The sequence below is a fragment of the Cupriavidus sp. GW822-FHT06G04 genome (assembly GCF_058799075.1).
The window spans coordinates 436,683-450,874 of the sequence record NZ_JBXALD010000001.1; the positions used below are offsets into that span (position 1 = coordinate 436,683).

A 14,192-nucleotide genomic window follows, 5' to 3' on the forward strand; every position below is an offset into this window, starting at 1 on the left:
GCCGGCGGTTTTTTTTCGCACCGGCATTGGCGCGGATTTTTCGCGTATCCTGTGTCGCCTGCGTCGCGGCTCTCGCGACCCGACTTCCGTTTTGCACGCATGATCAAGCTTATCGTCGGCCTCGGCAATCCCGGGGCGGAATACGAAGCCACCCGGCACAATGCCGGTTTCTGGCTGGTCGACCAGCTCGCCCGCATGGGCAGCACCACACTGCGCGTGGAAGGCCGATTTCATGGTCTGGCCGGCCGGGCAAGGCTGTGGGATCAGGACGTATGGCTGCTCAAGCCGTCCACCTTCATGAATCGCTCCGGCCTCTCCGTCGTCTCGCTGGCGCGCTTCTACAAAATCCTGCCTGACGAGATCCTGGTGGCCCACGACGAAATGGACCTGCCTGCGGGATCGGTCAAGCTCAAGCGTGGCGGGGGCTCGGGCGGCCACAATGGTCTCAAGGACATTGCCGCACACCTGACAACCCAGGATTTCTGGCGCCTGCGCATCGGCGTGGGGCATCCGCGCAATGCACCGGGCGGCGCCGCCGGCGGACGTGAAGACGTGGTCAATTTTGTGCTGAAGCCGCCGCGCAAGGAAGAACAGCAGGCGATCGACGAAGCCATCGACCGCACCATCGGGCCGCTCGGCTTGCTGGCACGCGGCGAGAGCGAGCGCGCGATGATGGAGCTGCACACGGGCCGCTAGGCGCCGCTGGCGGCATGAAAAAACCCCGCTGAGACGCTCGGTCTCGCGGGGTTTTTTGTTTCTGCTTGCTTGTGGGGGGCCGGAACGAAGCGCCGCAACCGTTCGCGACGTCAGGCCGCGTGCTTGGCCGCGGTGAGTAGCCGATAGCGTTGCATCAGCACCTCATGCGACTCGATGCGGTTCGGATCCTTCGGAATGCATGCCACCGGGCAAACCTGCTGGCATTGCGGTTCATCGAAGTGACCGACGCACTCGGTGCACTTGTTGGGGTCGATCTCGTAGATCTCGGGCCCCATCGAAATGGCTTCGTTCGGGCACTCGGGTTCACAAACGTCGCAATTGATGCAGTCGTCGGTGATCAGTAGCGCCATGATATTTCCTTCCTGCAACCCGCCCGCGCCCGGACTGGCCACGTCGACGGAGTCGAAGGCTCTATTTTATTCCGCTTTGCCAATCTTCTCCTGAAGCCAGCGCTCCACGGAGGGAAAGACAAATTTGCTGACGTCGCCGCCGAGCACCGCAATCTCGCGCACGAAGGTGCCCGAAATGAACTGATACTGGTCCGACGGCGTGAGGAACATCGTCTCGACGTCGGGCAGCAGGTAGCGGTTCATGCCGGCCATCTGGAACTCGTATTCGAAATCCGACACTGCACGCAACCCACGCACAATCACGCGCGCATTGTTCTTGCGGACGAAATCCTTTAGCAGCCCTGAGAAACCTTCGACTCGGACATTCGGATAGTGGCCCAGCACTTCGCGCGCAATGCCGATGCGTTCCTCAAGCGAGAAGAACGGGCGCTTGTTGGGGCTGTGCGCCACGCCGACCACGAGTTCATCGAAGATGTTCGACGCACGACGAACGAGATCCTCGTGTCCCCGGGTCATGGGATCAAAAGTACCGGGATAGACGGCGACGACCATGTTTCCTCCTTAGGGGCTGCCCGTTGCCGGCCCGCAAACGGGGCCGCTTTCAAGTGCTTGCGTGACGGGCGTTGGACAATCAGCAGCGGCGTAGTGTAACCCCAAATGCAGTATTTGGAAGGCCGCGCGATGGCTTGCTTGCGGCAATGCAGCAGACCCGCAAACGCTTGGCCGGCGCGGCAAACCGCCTGGCGGTCATCATACGACTCGGCCTCAATCCGCGCCGTTTGCACTCCGGTGCTGTAGCAGATGGAAATGAACGGCGCCGGCACGCGCGTGGCGGATGATTTCGAGCGAGGCCGGCACAGGAGCATCGGCGCCGATCAACGGCTTGTCGGATTCGACATAGACCACCCCACCTGGCCGCGTCAGCCGCGCCGCATGCTCGAGCGCGGGGCCGATCCAGTCTTCCGCGAAGGGAGGATCGAGAAACACCACGTCAACACTGTTTGCCGGCATTTGCGCCGCAGCGGCAAACGCATCGGCCTGCATGATCTTCACCTGCGATGCGTCGAGCCGGTACAGGTTGTCGCGCAGTTGGCGCACTACGCGGGGATTGGCTTCGACGAGCGTCACCGCGGCCGCGCCGCGCGACGCGGCTTCGATGCCCAGCGCACCGGAGCCGGCAAACAGATCCAGACAGGTCAAACCGGTCAGATCCTGGCCAAGCCAGTTGAACAGCGTCTCGCGCACGCGATCGGGCGTCGGGCGCAGCCCTTCGGCTTCCAGTACGGGAAGCAGCGAGCGTTTCCAGCGGCCGCCGATGATACGCACCTGCGCAGGCGCCTGGCGGGGCACAGAAGTTCGCCCGCGCGGTGCGGGCGAAGGTCGGGATTGCGAATTCATGCCGTGATTGTAGAGCCTGCCACGCCGCGATACAGCAAAGCGGCGTGGCCGGGCCCACAGTCAGGTAGTAATCGTCACTTTTCCGGGCCGCCGACAATGACCGTGGCCATGGCCTCAGGGTGCACATGACGCTGGAACGCAGCCCGGACCTGATCCCGGGTGACCTTGTTGATCTGCGCGGTCCAGGTGTCCAGATAGTCGAGCGGCAGGCCGTACCAGCCAATATTCGCGACGTTGGTCAGCAATTTGCGGTTGCTATCGATGCGCAGCGGAAAACCGTTGATCAGGTTGTCCTTGGCGGCGCGCAGCTCGGTGTCGGTCGGGCCGTCGGCGACGAACTGGGCCAGGATCTTGCGCACCAGGCCAAGCGCCTCATCGGTGTTTTCCTTCTTCGTCTGCAGCGTGATGCTGAACGGCCCCGGCTGCTTGGACGGCGCGAAATAGCTGTCCACGCCGTAGGTGAGTCCGCGCTTCTCGCGCACCTGATCGGTTAGCCGCGAACTGAAGCCGCCGCCGCCCAACACGTAGTTGCCGACCAGCAGCGCAAAGTAATCGGGATCGCCACGGGCGATGGAAGGCTGCCCAAGCGCCACGCTGGCCTGCTGCGCGGGGTGGGGAATACGCTTTTCGCTGGCCGGGATCGACATCTGCACGTCCGGCAGCTTCGGCGACGCGACGCCCTCCGGCAAACCGCGCGTCAGATCCTCGGCAATCTGCTCGGCCTGCTTGCGATCGATCGCGCCGATCAACGTGATCACGGCGCGCTTGGCGGAATAGTTGTCGCGCCAGAACTTGACCAGGTCATCGCGCGTGATCGATCCGACCGATTCCGGCGTGGCCGAAATGCCGTACGGATGCGACGGATAGATGGCTTTGGACAGCGTTTTGTCGGCAATCACGCCGGGGCGCGTATCGCCCTCGCGGATCGCCGTGATCAGCCGCTGCTTCTCGCGCGCCACCACCGCTTCCGGGTACGTCGGCGCCTTGATCAGCTGCCCGGCCAGACGGAGCGACTGCTCACGTTCGGGCGATGCGGTCAGCGTTCGCAAGCCGATGCCGCCGCGATCGCCGCCCGCCGCGCCGCCGAAATCGGCGCCGGTATCGGCAAAGGCGTCGGCAATCTGCGCTTCATTGCGCGCCGGCTGGCCATCCTGCGCGCCGGCGCCCTTGTCCAGCAGCGCGGCGGCCAGCGTGGCAAGTCCGGCTTTGCCGGGTGGGTCGTAGCGGCTGCCGGCGTCGAAATCGAGATTGACGTCGAGCATCGGGATCGATGGGCTCGGCACGAAGAACACCTTGGCGCCCGTGGAAGCCGTCCAGCTTTCGATCGGAATGGCGGCGTGCGCAACGGTGCCGGCCAGCAAAGCGGCCGCCGCGCAGGCGGCGCCGGCCAGGCGGCGCAACAGGCGTGGGGACGCAATCGTCATGACGGACAGGGACATCGTTGCTCCTCAGTGACGCAGGCCTTCGGGCGCTGCGGTCTTGGGCTTGTTGGGATCGATCGGTTGCGGCAGCAGCGTCGCCACGGTGAGGTTGTCGTCGTTGAAATACTTGTTGGCGACGGCCTGCACCTGGGCGGGCGTGACTTCCTTGATCTTGTCGAGCATGCGATCGATCTGCCGCCAGGAAATGCCCGAGATCTCGGCCACGCCGATCTCCATGCCCTGTCCGAATACCGAGTCGCGCTTGTAGATCTGGCCGGCCACCACCTGCGCCTTGACGCGCTTGAGCTCTTCCTCCGAAACGCCGTTTCTGGCGATGCGCTGGATCTCCTCGCGCAACGCCTTCTCGATTTCATCGGTGGTATGGCCGTTGGCCGGCGTGCCATCGAGCACGAAGATCGATTCGTTGCGATTGATGCTGTCGTAGCCCACGTTGACATCGTCGGCCAGGCGCTGCTCGCGCACCAGTTCGCGCGTCAGGCGTGCATTGTCGTAACCGTTGAGTACGGCCGACAGGACTTCCAGCGCGTACGGATCGACGTCCTTTTCGACATCGTGCAGGCGCGGCACCTTGTAGGCCATCACCATGTACGGGTTTTCCGCTGGCGCCTTCACCCAGATGCGGCGAATGCCCTTCTGCTCGGCTTCGAGTTGCGTCTTGCGCAGCGGCAGCGGCCGCGGCTTGAGCTTGCCGTAGTAGTGCTCGGCCATCGCCCGCACCTCGGCAGCCTTGACGTCGCCGGTCACGATCAGCAGCGCGTTGTTGGGCACGTACCAGGTCTTGTACCAGTTCTGCACATCCTCGACGCGCATGTTGACGAGGTCGTCCATCCAGCCGATCACCGGATGGCGGTACGGCATGGCCGTGTAGACCGTGGCCAACAACTGCTCATAGACGGTGCCGCGGGGGGAGTCGTCGGTGCGCAGCCGCCGCTCCTCCATCACCACCTTCATCTCGCGTTCGAATTCTTCCTTCTTGATGATGAGGTTGGCCATGCGGTCGGCCTCCAGCTCCATCATCTTCGGCAGGTATTGCTTGGCGATCTGCTGGTAGTAAAGCGTGAAGTCGCGGTTGGTCAGCGCATTTTCCCGTCCGCCCAGCAATGCGATCTGGCGCGAGAACTCGCCCACGGGCACTTTCGGCGTGCCCTTGAACATCATGTGTTCGAGCATGTGGGCGACGCCGGTGGTGCCGCTGACTTCATCGGTGCCGCCAGCGCGGTAATAGATCTGATGCGCGACGGTCGGCGCGCGATGGTCTTCCTTGACGATGACCCGCATGCCGTTGGACAGCCGGAATTCCGTAGTGTTGGCCTCGGTCTGGCCCACCTGTCCGGCGCTGGCCATGCCCGTGGGCGGCCCCTGCGGCGTGGTGGCGCGCGTGGGCTGCGCGGCGCCTTGCGCCGATGTCTGCGCGACGGCCATGCCAGCCAATGGACCGGCAAACAGGACGGCGGCAACTGTAGAAATCATGCGCCGCGAAAAAAAACCGGCGTTTGTGCAAATCGGCTCGGCGCGGTTGGCGTCCGGCCCGGACAAGTCAGCGCAATGGTTCATGCGACCCCGTCTGCTAGAATTTTGGCGATTGATTCTACCGGGGTATTGACCCCTTTCCCAATGTTTAGTTTCTGGAAGAAGCGCAAGGCCGACCCGGCTCCTGCGCCCGCCGAGCCGCCGGCAGCCACACCCGCTCCCGCGGCCGAGGCGACGCCGACCGCCGCCCCTGCAGCACTTCCCGCCGCGACACCTGTGCTCGCGCCAGTTCCGTCGCCGGCGCCGATCCCTGCGCCTGCCCCGGCCCCCGTTCCAACTCCGGCACCCACGCCGGTTCCAGTGCCAACGCCGGTGCCGGTACCAACACCGGTGCCGGTGCCGGCCCAGGTTCCACCGCCCCCGCCCGCGCCGGTAGCCTATGTACCGCCGGTGATCGAGGAAATGGAACTGACGCCGCCGCCGCCGCCCTCGGCCGAAGCCAAGCGTGGCTGGATGTCGCGGCTGAAGGCCGGCCTGTCGAAGACCAGCCGCAACATTGGCGTGCTGTTCGTCGGCGTGAAGGTGGACGAGGCGCTTTTCGAGGAACTGGAAACCGCGCTGCTGATGTCCGACGCCGGCGTCGAGGCCACCGAGTATCTGCTGGGCGAATTGCGCCGCCGTGTGAAGGCCGAACGCATCGAAACCGCCGACGGCGTGAAGAGCGCGCTGAAGGATCTGCTGGTCCAACTGCTCAAGCCGCTCGAGAAGACCATGGAGCTTGGCCGCGAGCAACCGCTGGTGATGATGATTGCGGGCGTGAACGGCGCGGGCAAGACCACCAGCATCGGCAAGCTCTGCAAGCACTTCCAGTCGTACCACCAGTCCGTGCTGCTGGCCGCTGGCGACACGTTTCGCGCCGCCGCGCGCGAACAGCTGACGATTTGGGGCGAGCGCAACAACGTGACCGTGGTGGCGCAGGAAAGCGGCGACCCGGCCGCCGTGATCTTCGACGCCGTGAATGCCGCACGCGCGCGCAAGATCGACATCGTTATGGCGGACACCGCCGGCAGGCTGCCGACGCAACTGCACCTGATGGAAGAGTTAAAGAAGGTCAAGCGCGTGATCGGCAAAGCCATGCCAACCGCGCCGCACGAGTGCCTGCTCGTGATCGACGCCAACACTGGCCAGAACGCGCTGTCGCAAACGCGCGCGTTCGACGACGCGCTGGGCCTGACCGGCCTGATCGTGACCAAGCTGGATGGCACCGCGAAGGGCGGCATCCTGGCGGCCATCGCACGGCAACGTCCAGTGCCCGTGTACTTCATCGGCGTGGGCGAAAAGGTGGAAGACCTGCAGCCTTTCAATGCCGAAGAATTCGCTGAGGCACTGCTAGGGTAAGCCGACACGGTAGACGCGCAAATTAGTAAAAGGGTCATTGCAATGACGACCCCCGCGACCAATCATTCGATTGGTTGCGCAATGCATGGTGATCGCCTTCCGCAACGAGCGCATTTTCAGTATCCGTTTGATATTGAAGATGCTGATATTGGCCATTTGTTGCGAAGGCTTTCAGACCATGACACTCGAACGCGTATATCGACTTGACACCAGGGATCCAAAGATCATTCTCCGCGAAGGCTTCGTGGGAACCAACGACGTCTGGACCAATGCCCTGTACGGGCACAACACCGTTTTCGCATCGCGATCGGTGCTGGGCATGATCTCCTATGCCATGGAGCGGATTCTCGGCCGAAGCGGCGAGCGCGTGGAGGATCCATGGGACAAGAGCGCAGTGTTTCAAGCGGCGGATCTGTTCCGTGACCGCCCCGTCTTTGCGTACGAAATCGATATCCGCAAGCTTGAGTACGTGGAGGTGACAACAAGCCTGGGATTTAGCTATCCGACCCTGAACGCGGAGATGCACTACGAGAACACGGAACGATGGCAGGACGTCAATCTGAAGTCGCCGGCCATTGCCAAGCTCCTTCCCAATATTCCATTATCCGACAGGCGGGACTTCTGCCGCGAGCGTGCCAGCTATGCACTGCAGGCTGCCCGTTATACCGAGGAAGTGATCGTTCGCGGCCCAATTTCGCCAAAGCGCATTCGCCTGTACCAGACATTGCCGGTAATGCCGATCGGTCGACGCGTCGGCCAATCCGCGCATCGCGTCGGATAACGCAACCTGGCGCGCGGTCGCTCGCCATACCGCCAACGTTTGAATCCGTCGCACGTCGCTGCACTGCCGCGCAAATTAGGAAAACGGTCATTGCCATGATGACCCGCGCAACCAATCATCTCCCGCGTTGCGCGACAGCGGATCCGCTTTACGCAACAAGGGCAATTTCACGGCTTATTCAATTCGGAAATTGCTGATATTTGATTATTTGCGGAGTCTGTATCAACGATGGCAATTCACAACGTATATCGGCTGGACACCAGAGGCCCGGAGATCATTCTTCGCGACGGCATCACCGGCAGCCCCAACGACTGGGACAATCAGATATATGGCCACAATACGGTTTACACAGCGAAGTCGGTGCTCGGCCTGATTTCCTATGCGATGGAGAGAATTCTTGGGCGCAGTGGCGAACGCGTCGAGCAGCCGTCGTATCAACATTCAATATTCCCGGACGACGAGCTGTTCCGTGACTGTCCTGTCTACGCCTACCAGATCGACATCCGAAAGCTCGAGCACATCGAGGTCACAACCAGCCTTGGATTCACTTATCCCAGGCTCAGTGCCAACATGCATTATGAAAGCTTCGATCGGTGGACGGATATGAATCTGAAGTCGCCGCTAATTGCCGAATACCTGAAAGCGATCCACCCTTCGGAGCGATACTTTTTCTGCGAGGCGCGCGCCAGCTATGCCATGCATTGCGCCCGCTATACAGAGGAAGTCATTGTCCGAGGCCCCATCGCGCCAAAACGCATTCGGCTGTACCAGACGTTGCCTGTGGCGCCGATCGGACGGCGCGTCGCTCCTGCCCGCACGCATCGCCAATAGGCGCTTGCATCCTTCGATACATCGCTGCCGAAGCACGCAAGCGCCGCGCGCATTACGATCTATTGCTACTCGCTATCGGGCTGCGCGCCGGGCGCCGCGTTCTGGAAGGCGTCCAGCTCCATGCACGCGGCATGGATCTTCGCAATCGTCGGGTAGGCACCCACGTCGATGTTGAAACGCTGCGCATTGAACACCTGCGGCACCAGACACAGGTCGATCAGCGTCGGCGTGTCGCCAAACGCGTAGCGTCCCACACGGCCAAGCTGTGCCAGATTGACCTCCAGCGATGCAAAGCCCTGTTCGATCCAGTGACGATACCAGGCGTCCTTGGCCTCCTCCGCAACCTTCAGTTCGTGCTTCAGATACTTCAGCACGCGCAGATTGTTCAGCGGATGGATTTCGCACGCGATTTCCTGCGCGAGGCCGCGCACCACGGCGCGATCGAACGGATCCTTCGGCAGCAGCGCCGGCTCCGGATGCGTTTCGTCCAGATATTCGATGATCGCCATCGACTGGATCAGCGGCTTGCCGTCGACCGCCAGCGTCGGCACCACGCCGTCGGCGTTGAGTGCGCGGTACGCCGGCTTCAACTGCATGCCGCCATCCTTGAGCAGATGCACGCCCTTGTACGTGTAGGGCAGGCCCTTCAGGTTCAGCGCGATCCGTACGCGAAACGATGCCGAGCTACGGAAGTAGCTGTAGAGCTCCAGCATCGCGTCACACCACCTTCACGGTCAGGTCGCCCACACCGGCGATGTGACACTGCATGACGTCGCCCTTCACCACCGGGCCAACGCCCTCGGGCGTGCCGCTGTAGATCAGGTCGCCCGGCTGCAGCTCGAACAACCTGGACAGATAGGACACCATTTCCGGCACGGACCAGATCAGATCGGACAGATCGCCGCGCTGCTTTTCCACACCATTGACTGCCAGCGTCACGGCGCCTTTCTCTGGATGGCCAATCGCGGACACCGGCACGATCGGACCGATCGGCGCGGACTTGTCAAAGGCCTTGCCGGTTTCCCAGGGGCGGCCAGTCTTCTTCGATTCGTTCTGCAGGTCGCGGCGCGTCATGTCCAGGCCGATCGCATAGCCGTACACATGGCTGGCGGCCTGTTCCACCGGAATGTCCTTGCCGCCCTTGCCGATGGCAACCACCAGTTCCACTTCGTAGTGGCAGTTGCTGGTGCCCGGCGGGTAGGGAAATGCGCCTTCGGTGTTGTCGGCGACATAGCTGACCGCGTCAGACGGCTTGCAGAAGAAGAACGGCGGTTCGCGATCGGGGTCCGAGCCCATTTCACGGGCGTGCGCGGCGTAATTGCGGCCCACACAATAGACGCGACGCACGGGGAAGCTTGCGTTGCTGCCTCGCACCGGCACACCAACGGGGGCTTGTGGGGCAAATACGAACTCGGTCATCCAAATCTCCAGCTTTCTCTTTTTCGATGGGATGCCGCGCCTGCGCATTCGGGGGGGGGGTGAGACGCGGCAGGGCCAAAGCATACACCTTGAATACGGCGGCATACAGGGGAGGCAAACCCGGCGCGAATCTTGCGTGTTGCATCGCAAACAAGCGACCGCCATGACCCGCCGCCATCCGCCCCCCTCGCCCAGCGCACCGCCGGCCGCCGCGTCCCGCACGCTGCGGATCCTGCTCGTGCGGGACCCGCATGACGTCGATCCGCTCAACATGGAAACGATCCGCGCGGGGCTGGCGCGCGCCGGCTTCACCGAAGTGCAGACCGTCGACGCCGATCTGCGCCTGCCAGACGTGATCGCGGCCTCGCAGCCCGATCTGGTGATCATCGCGTCGGAGTCGGCGGCGCGCGACACGATCGAGCATGTCTGCGTTTCCACCCAGCACGCGCCGCGGCCGATCGTGCTGTTTACCGACAACGACGACGCGCAACGCATCAAGGCGGCGCTGTCGGCCGGCATCACGGCCTATATCGTCGACGGCCTGCGCGCCGAGCGCGTCAAGACGGTTCTGGACGTCGCCTATGCGCGCTTCGAGCTCGACCAGCAGCTGCGCGCCGAACTCGATGCCACCAAGCTCAAACTGGCCGAGCGCAAGACGGTTGAGCGCGCCAAGGGCCTGCTGATGCAGACCCGCGAAATCAGCGAGGACGAGGCGTACAAGCGGCTGCGGTCGATGGCCATGGAACGCGGCATCAAGCTCGTGGAAGCCGCCCAGCGCGTGATCGATGTGATGGGCTGATCTCGCAGTAAGCGGCTACGCGCCTCGGCGCGTGCGCACGCGCCCGGTGCAGTGCACAACTCTGGCGCGAGGCCGCCGCCGCCGGACGCACGTTTTCGGAAAGGACTGGATCGGTGCATGCCCCGGCCCGGGTCCGCGTCGGCACCGTCGACAAGCTTTGCGCCTTCCAAGTGGGAATTCGCCTTCGCGGCGCGCGCATTGTGCACCGCCACGCGCATGGCACAACGCTTGCGTTAGGCAGGACACGGCCAACGACGGCCGCGCAGTGACTGGAACCAACAACTTGTGTGCACGCGCTCAACGATGAGCGCGATGCATCGGACAACGGCGTCCTGAATCGCACCCTACTTTCTGGCGAAGGTGGGCCGCGGCTCGGGACGCTTTTCTTTTTCGGAGCCATCGCAATGCCCTCTCGCCTCAAAGTTGCCAAGCCCACCGCCGCCGAGCAGGCTGCGGCCGACGTCACGCCCGCGAGCCACGGCCGCCGGCGCGCGCTGGCGACCCTCGCCGGCGCCAGCGTGATGACGCTGGTCGATCCGCTGGTACGCAGCGGCGCATGGGCTGCCGGCTCCGATGCGCCCGAGAAGACCGAGGTGAAGATCGGCTTCATTCCGCTGACCGACTGCGCATCCGTGGTCATGGCGTCTACACTCGGGCTCGACAAGAAGTACGGCATCAAGATCACGCCGAGCAAGGAAGCGTCGTGGGCCGCCGTGCGAGACAAGCTCGTCAATGGCGAACTCGACGGCGCGCATGTGTTGTACGGGCTGGTGTACGGCGTGCAGCTCGGCATCGGCGGCCCGAAGAAGGACATGGCGGTGCTGATGAACCTGAATCACAACGGCCAGGCCATCACGCTGTCGTCGAAACTGGCCGAAAAGGGTGTGCGCGACGGCGCCAGCCTGAAAGCGCTGATGGCAAAGGAAAAGCGCGAGTACGTGTTCGCGCAGACCTTCCCGACCGGTACGCACGCGATGTGGCTCTACTACTGGCTGGCCGCCAACGGCATCAATCCGATGCAGGACGCCAAGGCGATCACCGTGCCGCCGCCGCAAATGGTGGCGAACATGCGTGTGGGCAACATGGACGGGTTTTGTGTGGGCGAGCCCTGGGGCGCGCGCGCGATTGCCGACAAGATCGGCTTCACGGCGGAAACCACCCAGGCGATCTGGAAGGACCACCCGGAAAAGGTGCTCGGCACCACCGCAGATTTCGTGCAGAAAAATCCCAACACGGCGCGCGCGATGACCGCGGCAGTCCTCGAAGCGTCGAAATTCATCGACGCCTCTGCATCGAATCGCCGCAAGACCGCCGAGACGATCGCCGCGAAATCGTATGTCAACACCGATATGGACATCATCCTGGACCGCATGCTGGGCCGCTACAGCAATGGCCTGGGCAAGACCTGGGACGACCCGGATGCCATGAAGTTCTACCAGGACGGCGCGGCGAATTATCCGTTCCTGTCGGACGGCATGTGGTTCCTGACGCAGCAGAAGCGTTGGGGGCTGCTCAAGGAGCATCCGGACTACCTCGCCGTGGCCAGGCAGGTGAACCGCATCGACGTGTACAAGCAGGCCGCCGCCGCCGCGCAGGTGCCGCTGCCCAAGAGCGATTTCCGTAGCGCCAAACTGATCGACGGCGTGACCTGGGACGCAACCCGCGACCCGAAGGCCTACGCCGACGGTTTCAAGATCAAGGCCTGACCCATCGGTTCATCGTGGCCCATCGACGCCCTGCGTGGGCGCGACGGGCCACTCCCCATTACCGGAGCTTGCCGTGAATGCCATCGCCCAAACTTCTTCGGAAGGTCCTGCCATGCGTGCCGACACCCCCGTGGAAATGATCGACACCGACGCCAAGGAACAGACGCGCCGCCGCGCGGTCGAGCTGGCGGCGCAGGAAAAGCAGGCCGCGCGCCGCGCCGCGCTGGCCGCCATGGTGCTGAAATGCGTGCCGCCGCTGGTCGGCTTCGTGCTGTTCCTGCTGGTGTGGCACGGCATCGCCACGCTGATCCCGTCATTGCCGACGCCAGGCGCCACCTGGGATGCCGCGGTGCCATTGTTTGCCGATCCGTTCTATCGCAACGGCCCCAACGACCAGGGCGTGGGATGGAACATCCTGGCGTCGCTGGCGCGCGTGGCCGCGGGCTTCGGCCTGGCTGCGGTGATCGGCATTCCCGCGGGATTCCTGCTGGGGCGCTTCGCATTCCTGAACGCGATGGCCGCGCCGGTCATCAGCCTGCTGCGTCCGGTGTCTCCGCTGGCATGGCTGCCGATCGGCCTGCTGCTGTTCAAGGCCGCCAATCCCGCGGCGATCTGGGCCATCTTCATCTGCTCGATCTGGCCAATGATCATCAACACCGCGGTGGGCGTCACGCGCGTGCCGCAGGACTACCTGAACGTGGCGCGCGTGCTCGATCTTTCGGAGTGGAAGATCTTCCGCAGCGTGCTGTTCCCGGCCGTGCTGCCCTACATGCTGACCGGCGTGCGGCTGTCGATTGGCACCGCGTGGCTGGTGATCGTCGCGGCCGAGATGCTGACCGGCGGCACCGGCATCGGTTTCTGGCTGTGGGACGAGTGGAACAACCTCAAGGTCGAGCACATCGTCATCGCCATTTTCATCATCGGCGTGGTTGGCCTGGTGCTCGAACATCTGCTGCTGGCGCTGGCGCGCCGCTTCAGCTACGGCAACTCCTGAGCGGGATGGACATCATGGAAAAATTCGTCTGCATCGAAGACGTCGGGCAAACCTTCAAGACCCGCAAGGGCCCATTTGTTGCGCTGCGCGACATCAACCTGTCGATTGCCGAAGGCGAGTTCATCACGCTGATCGGACACTCGGGCTGCGGCAAGTCCACGCTGCTGAATCTGCTTGCGGGGCTGACCACGCCAAGCACCGGCGCGCTGATCTGCGCGGGGCGCGAAATCTCCGGGCCCGGGCCGGAACGCGCGGTGGTGTTTCAGAACCATTCGCTGTTGCCGTGGATGACATGCTTCGAGAACGTTCACCTGGGCGTCGAGCGCGTATTTGGCGCCACCGAAAGCAAGGCGCAGCTGAAGGCGCGCACGCATGACACGTTGTCGCTGGTGGGATTGACCCATGCCGAGAACAAATATCCGCATGAAATCTCGGGCGGCATGAAGCAGCGCGTGGGCATCGCGCGCGCACTGGCCATGCAGCCGAAGGTGCTGCTGATGGATGAGCCGTTCGGCGCGCTCGATGCGCTGACGCGCGCTCATCTGCAGGACGAACTGATCAAGATTGTCGCCCGCACGCGCAGCACGGTGGTGATGGTCACGCACGATGTCGATGAAGCCGTGCTGCTGGCGGACCGCATCGTCATGATGACCAACGGCCCCGCGGCCACGATCGGGGAAATCCTCAGCGTCGATATTGCGCGGCCGCGCGATCGCGTGGCACTTGCCGACGACCGGACGTATCACGCGTGCCGCACCGCCGTGCTGGACTTCCTGTATCGCAAGCAGCGCAATCCGGCGTTGCAGGAAGCGGCCTGAGCTCGTCCGGGCGGGGTCCGGGCCATGCATGCCCGGCGGTGCGGAGCGGTGGCGTTGGCCGAAGCAATG

The 14,192-nt window shown here is 63.5% G+C and carries 15 protein-coding genes; 8 read left to right on the forward strand and 7 right to left on the reverse strand.

Translation table 11 applies throughout. The features are described 5' to 3' along the window. The first annotated feature begins 99 nt into the window (after nucleotides 1-99). Entirely contained in the window at nucleotides 100-696 is a 597-nt protein-coding gene (gene pth, locus AC1RKI_RS01985; RefSeq protein ID WP_061957263.1) for an aminoacyl-tRNA hydrolase, read from the forward strand. Between the two features lie 110 nt (nucleotides 697-806). Here the strand turns inward: pth and AC1RKI_RS01990 are convergent, their stop codons facing one another. From AC1RKI_RS01990 to AC1RKI_RS02010, 5 genes are all read right to left on the reverse strand, one after another. Further along, nucleotides 807-1,067 carry a YfhL family 4Fe-4S dicluster ferredoxin gene (locus AC1RKI_RS01990; protein WP_101679986.1) on the reverse strand — a complete coding sequence of 87 codons (261 nt, stop codon included), beginning with the start codon at nucleotides 1,065-1,067 and terminating at the stop codon, nucleotides 807-809. Nucleotides 1,068-1,133: 66 nt separating this feature from the next. Further along, nucleotides 1,134-1,619: a pantetheine-phosphate adenylyltransferase gene (coaD, locus tag AC1RKI_RS01995; RefSeq protein WP_011515175.1), complete on the reverse strand. Its 486-nt coding sequence runs from the start codon at nucleotides 1,617-1,619 to the stop codon at nucleotides 1,134-1,136. 213 nt (nucleotides 1,620-1,832) lie between these two features. Next, nucleotides 1,833-2,465: a 16S rRNA (guanine(966)-N(2))-methyltransferase RsmD gene (gene rsmD, locus AC1RKI_RS02000; RefSeq protein WP_222156656.1), complete on the reverse strand. Its 633-nt coding sequence runs from the start codon at nucleotides 2,463-2,465 to the stop codon at nucleotides 1,833-1,835. Between the two features lie 74 nt (nucleotides 2,466-2,539). Then, nucleotides 2,540-3,904 (reverse strand): M16 family metallopeptidase, encoded by a 1,365-nt coding sequence (locus tag AC1RKI_RS02005; protein ID WP_492794036.1) that lies wholly within the window; start codon nucleotides 3,902-3,904, stop codon nucleotides 2,540-2,542. A gap of 9 nt (nucleotides 3,905-3,913) precedes the next feature. Further along, nucleotides 3,914-5,329: a M16 family metallopeptidase gene (locus tag AC1RKI_RS02010; RefSeq protein WP_407648868.1), complete on the reverse strand. Its 1,416-nt coding sequence runs from the start codon at nucleotides 5,327-5,329 to the stop codon at nucleotides 3,914-3,916. 192 nt (nucleotides 5,330-5,521) lie between these two features. Between AC1RKI_RS02010 and ftsY the strand changes: the two genes are divergently transcribed. The 3 genes from ftsY (at nucleotide 5,522) to AC1RKI_RS02025 (ending at nucleotide 8,387) form a co-directional block, all read left to right on the forward strand. Further along, a complete protein-coding gene (gene ftsY / locus AC1RKI_RS02015) occupies nucleotides 5,522-6,775 on the forward strand; it encodes a signal recognition particle-docking protein FtsY (protein ID WP_492794034.1) in 1,254 nt (417 codons plus the stop codon). An 85-nt stretch (nucleotides 6,776-6,860) separates the two neighbouring features. Then, complete coding sequence (locus tag AC1RKI_RS02020; protein WP_244786607.1) at nucleotides 6,861-7,556, forward strand: hypothetical protein; 696 nt, start codon at nucleotides 6,861-6,863, stop codon at nucleotides 7,554-7,556. 228 nt (nucleotides 7,557-7,784) lie between these two features. Then, nucleotides 7,785-8,387 carry a hypothetical protein gene (locus tag AC1RKI_RS02025; protein WP_150982483.1) on the forward strand — a complete coding sequence of 201 codons (603 nt, stop codon included), beginning with the start codon at nucleotides 7,785-7,787 and terminating at the stop codon, nucleotides 8,385-8,387. A gap of 65 nt (nucleotides 8,388-8,452) precedes the next feature. On the opposite strand, the gene maiA is transcribed toward AC1RKI_RS02025, so the two are convergent. Then, complete coding sequence (gene maiA, locus AC1RKI_RS02030) at nucleotides 8,453-9,097, reverse strand: maleylacetoacetate isomerase (protein ID WP_492794334.1); 645 nt, start codon at nucleotides 9,095-9,097, stop codon at nucleotides 8,453-8,455. Nucleotides 9,098-9,104: 7 nt separating this feature from the next. Next, entirely contained in the window at nucleotides 9,105-9,806 is a 702-nt protein-coding gene (locus AC1RKI_RS02035; protein WP_492794031.1) for a fumarylacetoacetate hydrolase family protein, read from the reverse strand. A gap of 163 nt (nucleotides 9,807-9,969) precedes the next feature. Here AC1RKI_RS02035 and AC1RKI_RS02040 point away from each other — a divergent pair, with 163 nt between their 5' ends. The 4 genes from AC1RKI_RS02040 (at nucleotide 9,970) to AC1RKI_RS02055 (ending at nucleotide 14,123) form a co-directional block, all read left to right on the forward strand. Next, a complete protein-coding gene (locus tag AC1RKI_RS02040) occupies nucleotides 9,970-10,605 on the forward strand; it encodes an ANTAR domain-containing response regulator (protein WP_150982480.1) in 636 nt (211 codons plus the stop codon). A 404-nt stretch (nucleotides 10,606-11,009) separates the two neighbouring features. Further along, nucleotides 11,010-12,311 (forward strand): CmpA/NrtA family ABC transporter substrate-binding protein, encoded by a 1,302-nt coding sequence (locus AC1RKI_RS02045; protein ID WP_061957230.1) that lies wholly within the window; start codon nucleotides 11,010-11,012, stop codon nucleotides 12,309-12,311. Nucleotides 12,312-12,384: 73 nt separating this feature from the next. Further along, on the forward strand, nucleotides 12,385-13,305 hold the full coding sequence (gene ntrB, locus AC1RKI_RS02050) for a nitrate ABC transporter permease (protein ID WP_061957231.1): 921 nt from the start codon (nucleotides 12,385-12,387) through the stop codon (nucleotides 13,303-13,305). A 14-nt stretch (nucleotides 13,306-13,319) separates the two neighbouring features. After that, nucleotides 13,320-14,123, forward strand: coding sequence for an ABC transporter ATP-binding protein (locus AC1RKI_RS02055; RefSeq protein WP_061957269.1), 804 nt, complete (start codon nucleotides 13,320-13,322; stop codon nucleotides 14,121-14,123). Nucleotides 14,124-14,192: the final 69 nt, after the last annotated feature.

Excerpts from the sequence above, each read along its gene's own strand:
- pth (WP_061957263.1), top strand. The coding sequence starts at position 100 with ATGATCAAGCTTATCGTCGGCCTCGGCAATCCCGGGGCGGAATACGAA.
- AC1RKI_RS01990 (WP_101679986.1), bottom strand. The coding sequence starts at position 1,067 with ATGGCGCTACTGATCACCGACGACTGCATCAATTGCGACGTTTGTGAA.
- coaD (WP_011515175.1), bottom strand. The coding sequence starts at position 1,619 with ATGGTCGTCGCCGTCTATCCCGGTACTTTTGATCCCATGACCCGGGGA.
- rsmD (WP_222156656.1), bottom strand. The coding sequence starts at position 2,465 with ATGAATTCGCAATCCCGACCTTCGCCCGCACCGCGCGGGCGAACTTCT.
- AC1RKI_RS02005 (WP_492794036.1), bottom strand. The coding sequence starts at position 3,904 with ATGTCCCTGTCCGTCATGACGATTGCGTCCCCACGCCTGTTGCGCCGC.
- AC1RKI_RS02010 (WP_407648868.1), bottom strand. The coding sequence starts at position 5,329 with ATGGCCGTCGCGCAGACATCGGCGCAAGGCGCCGCGCAGCCCACGCGC.
- ftsY (WP_492794034.1), top strand. The coding sequence starts at position 5,522 with ATGTTTAGTTTCTGGAAGAAGCGCAAGGCCGACCCGGCTCCTGCGCCC.
- AC1RKI_RS02020 (WP_244786607.1), top strand. The coding sequence starts at position 6,861 with ATGGTGATCGCCTTCCGCAACGAGCGCATTTTCAGTATCCGTTTGATA.
- AC1RKI_RS02025 (WP_150982483.1), top strand. The coding sequence starts at position 7,785 with ATGGCAATTCACAACGTATATCGGCTGGACACCAGAGGCCCGGAGATC.
- AC1RKI_RS02035 (WP_492794031.1), bottom strand. The coding sequence starts at position 9,806 with ATGACCGAGTTCGTATTTGCCCCACAAGCCCCCGTTGGTGTGCCGGTG.
- AC1RKI_RS02040 (WP_150982480.1), top strand. The coding sequence starts at position 9,970 with ATGACCCGCCGCCATCCGCCCCCCTCGCCCAGCGCACCGCCGGCCGCC.
- AC1RKI_RS02045 (WP_061957230.1), top strand. The coding sequence starts at position 11,010 with ATGCCCTCTCGCCTCAAAGTTGCCAAGCCCACCGCCGCCGAGCAGGCT.
- AC1RKI_RS02055 (WP_061957269.1), top strand. The coding sequence starts at position 13,320 with ATGGAAAAATTCGTCTGCATCGAAGACGTCGGGCAAACCTTCAAGACC.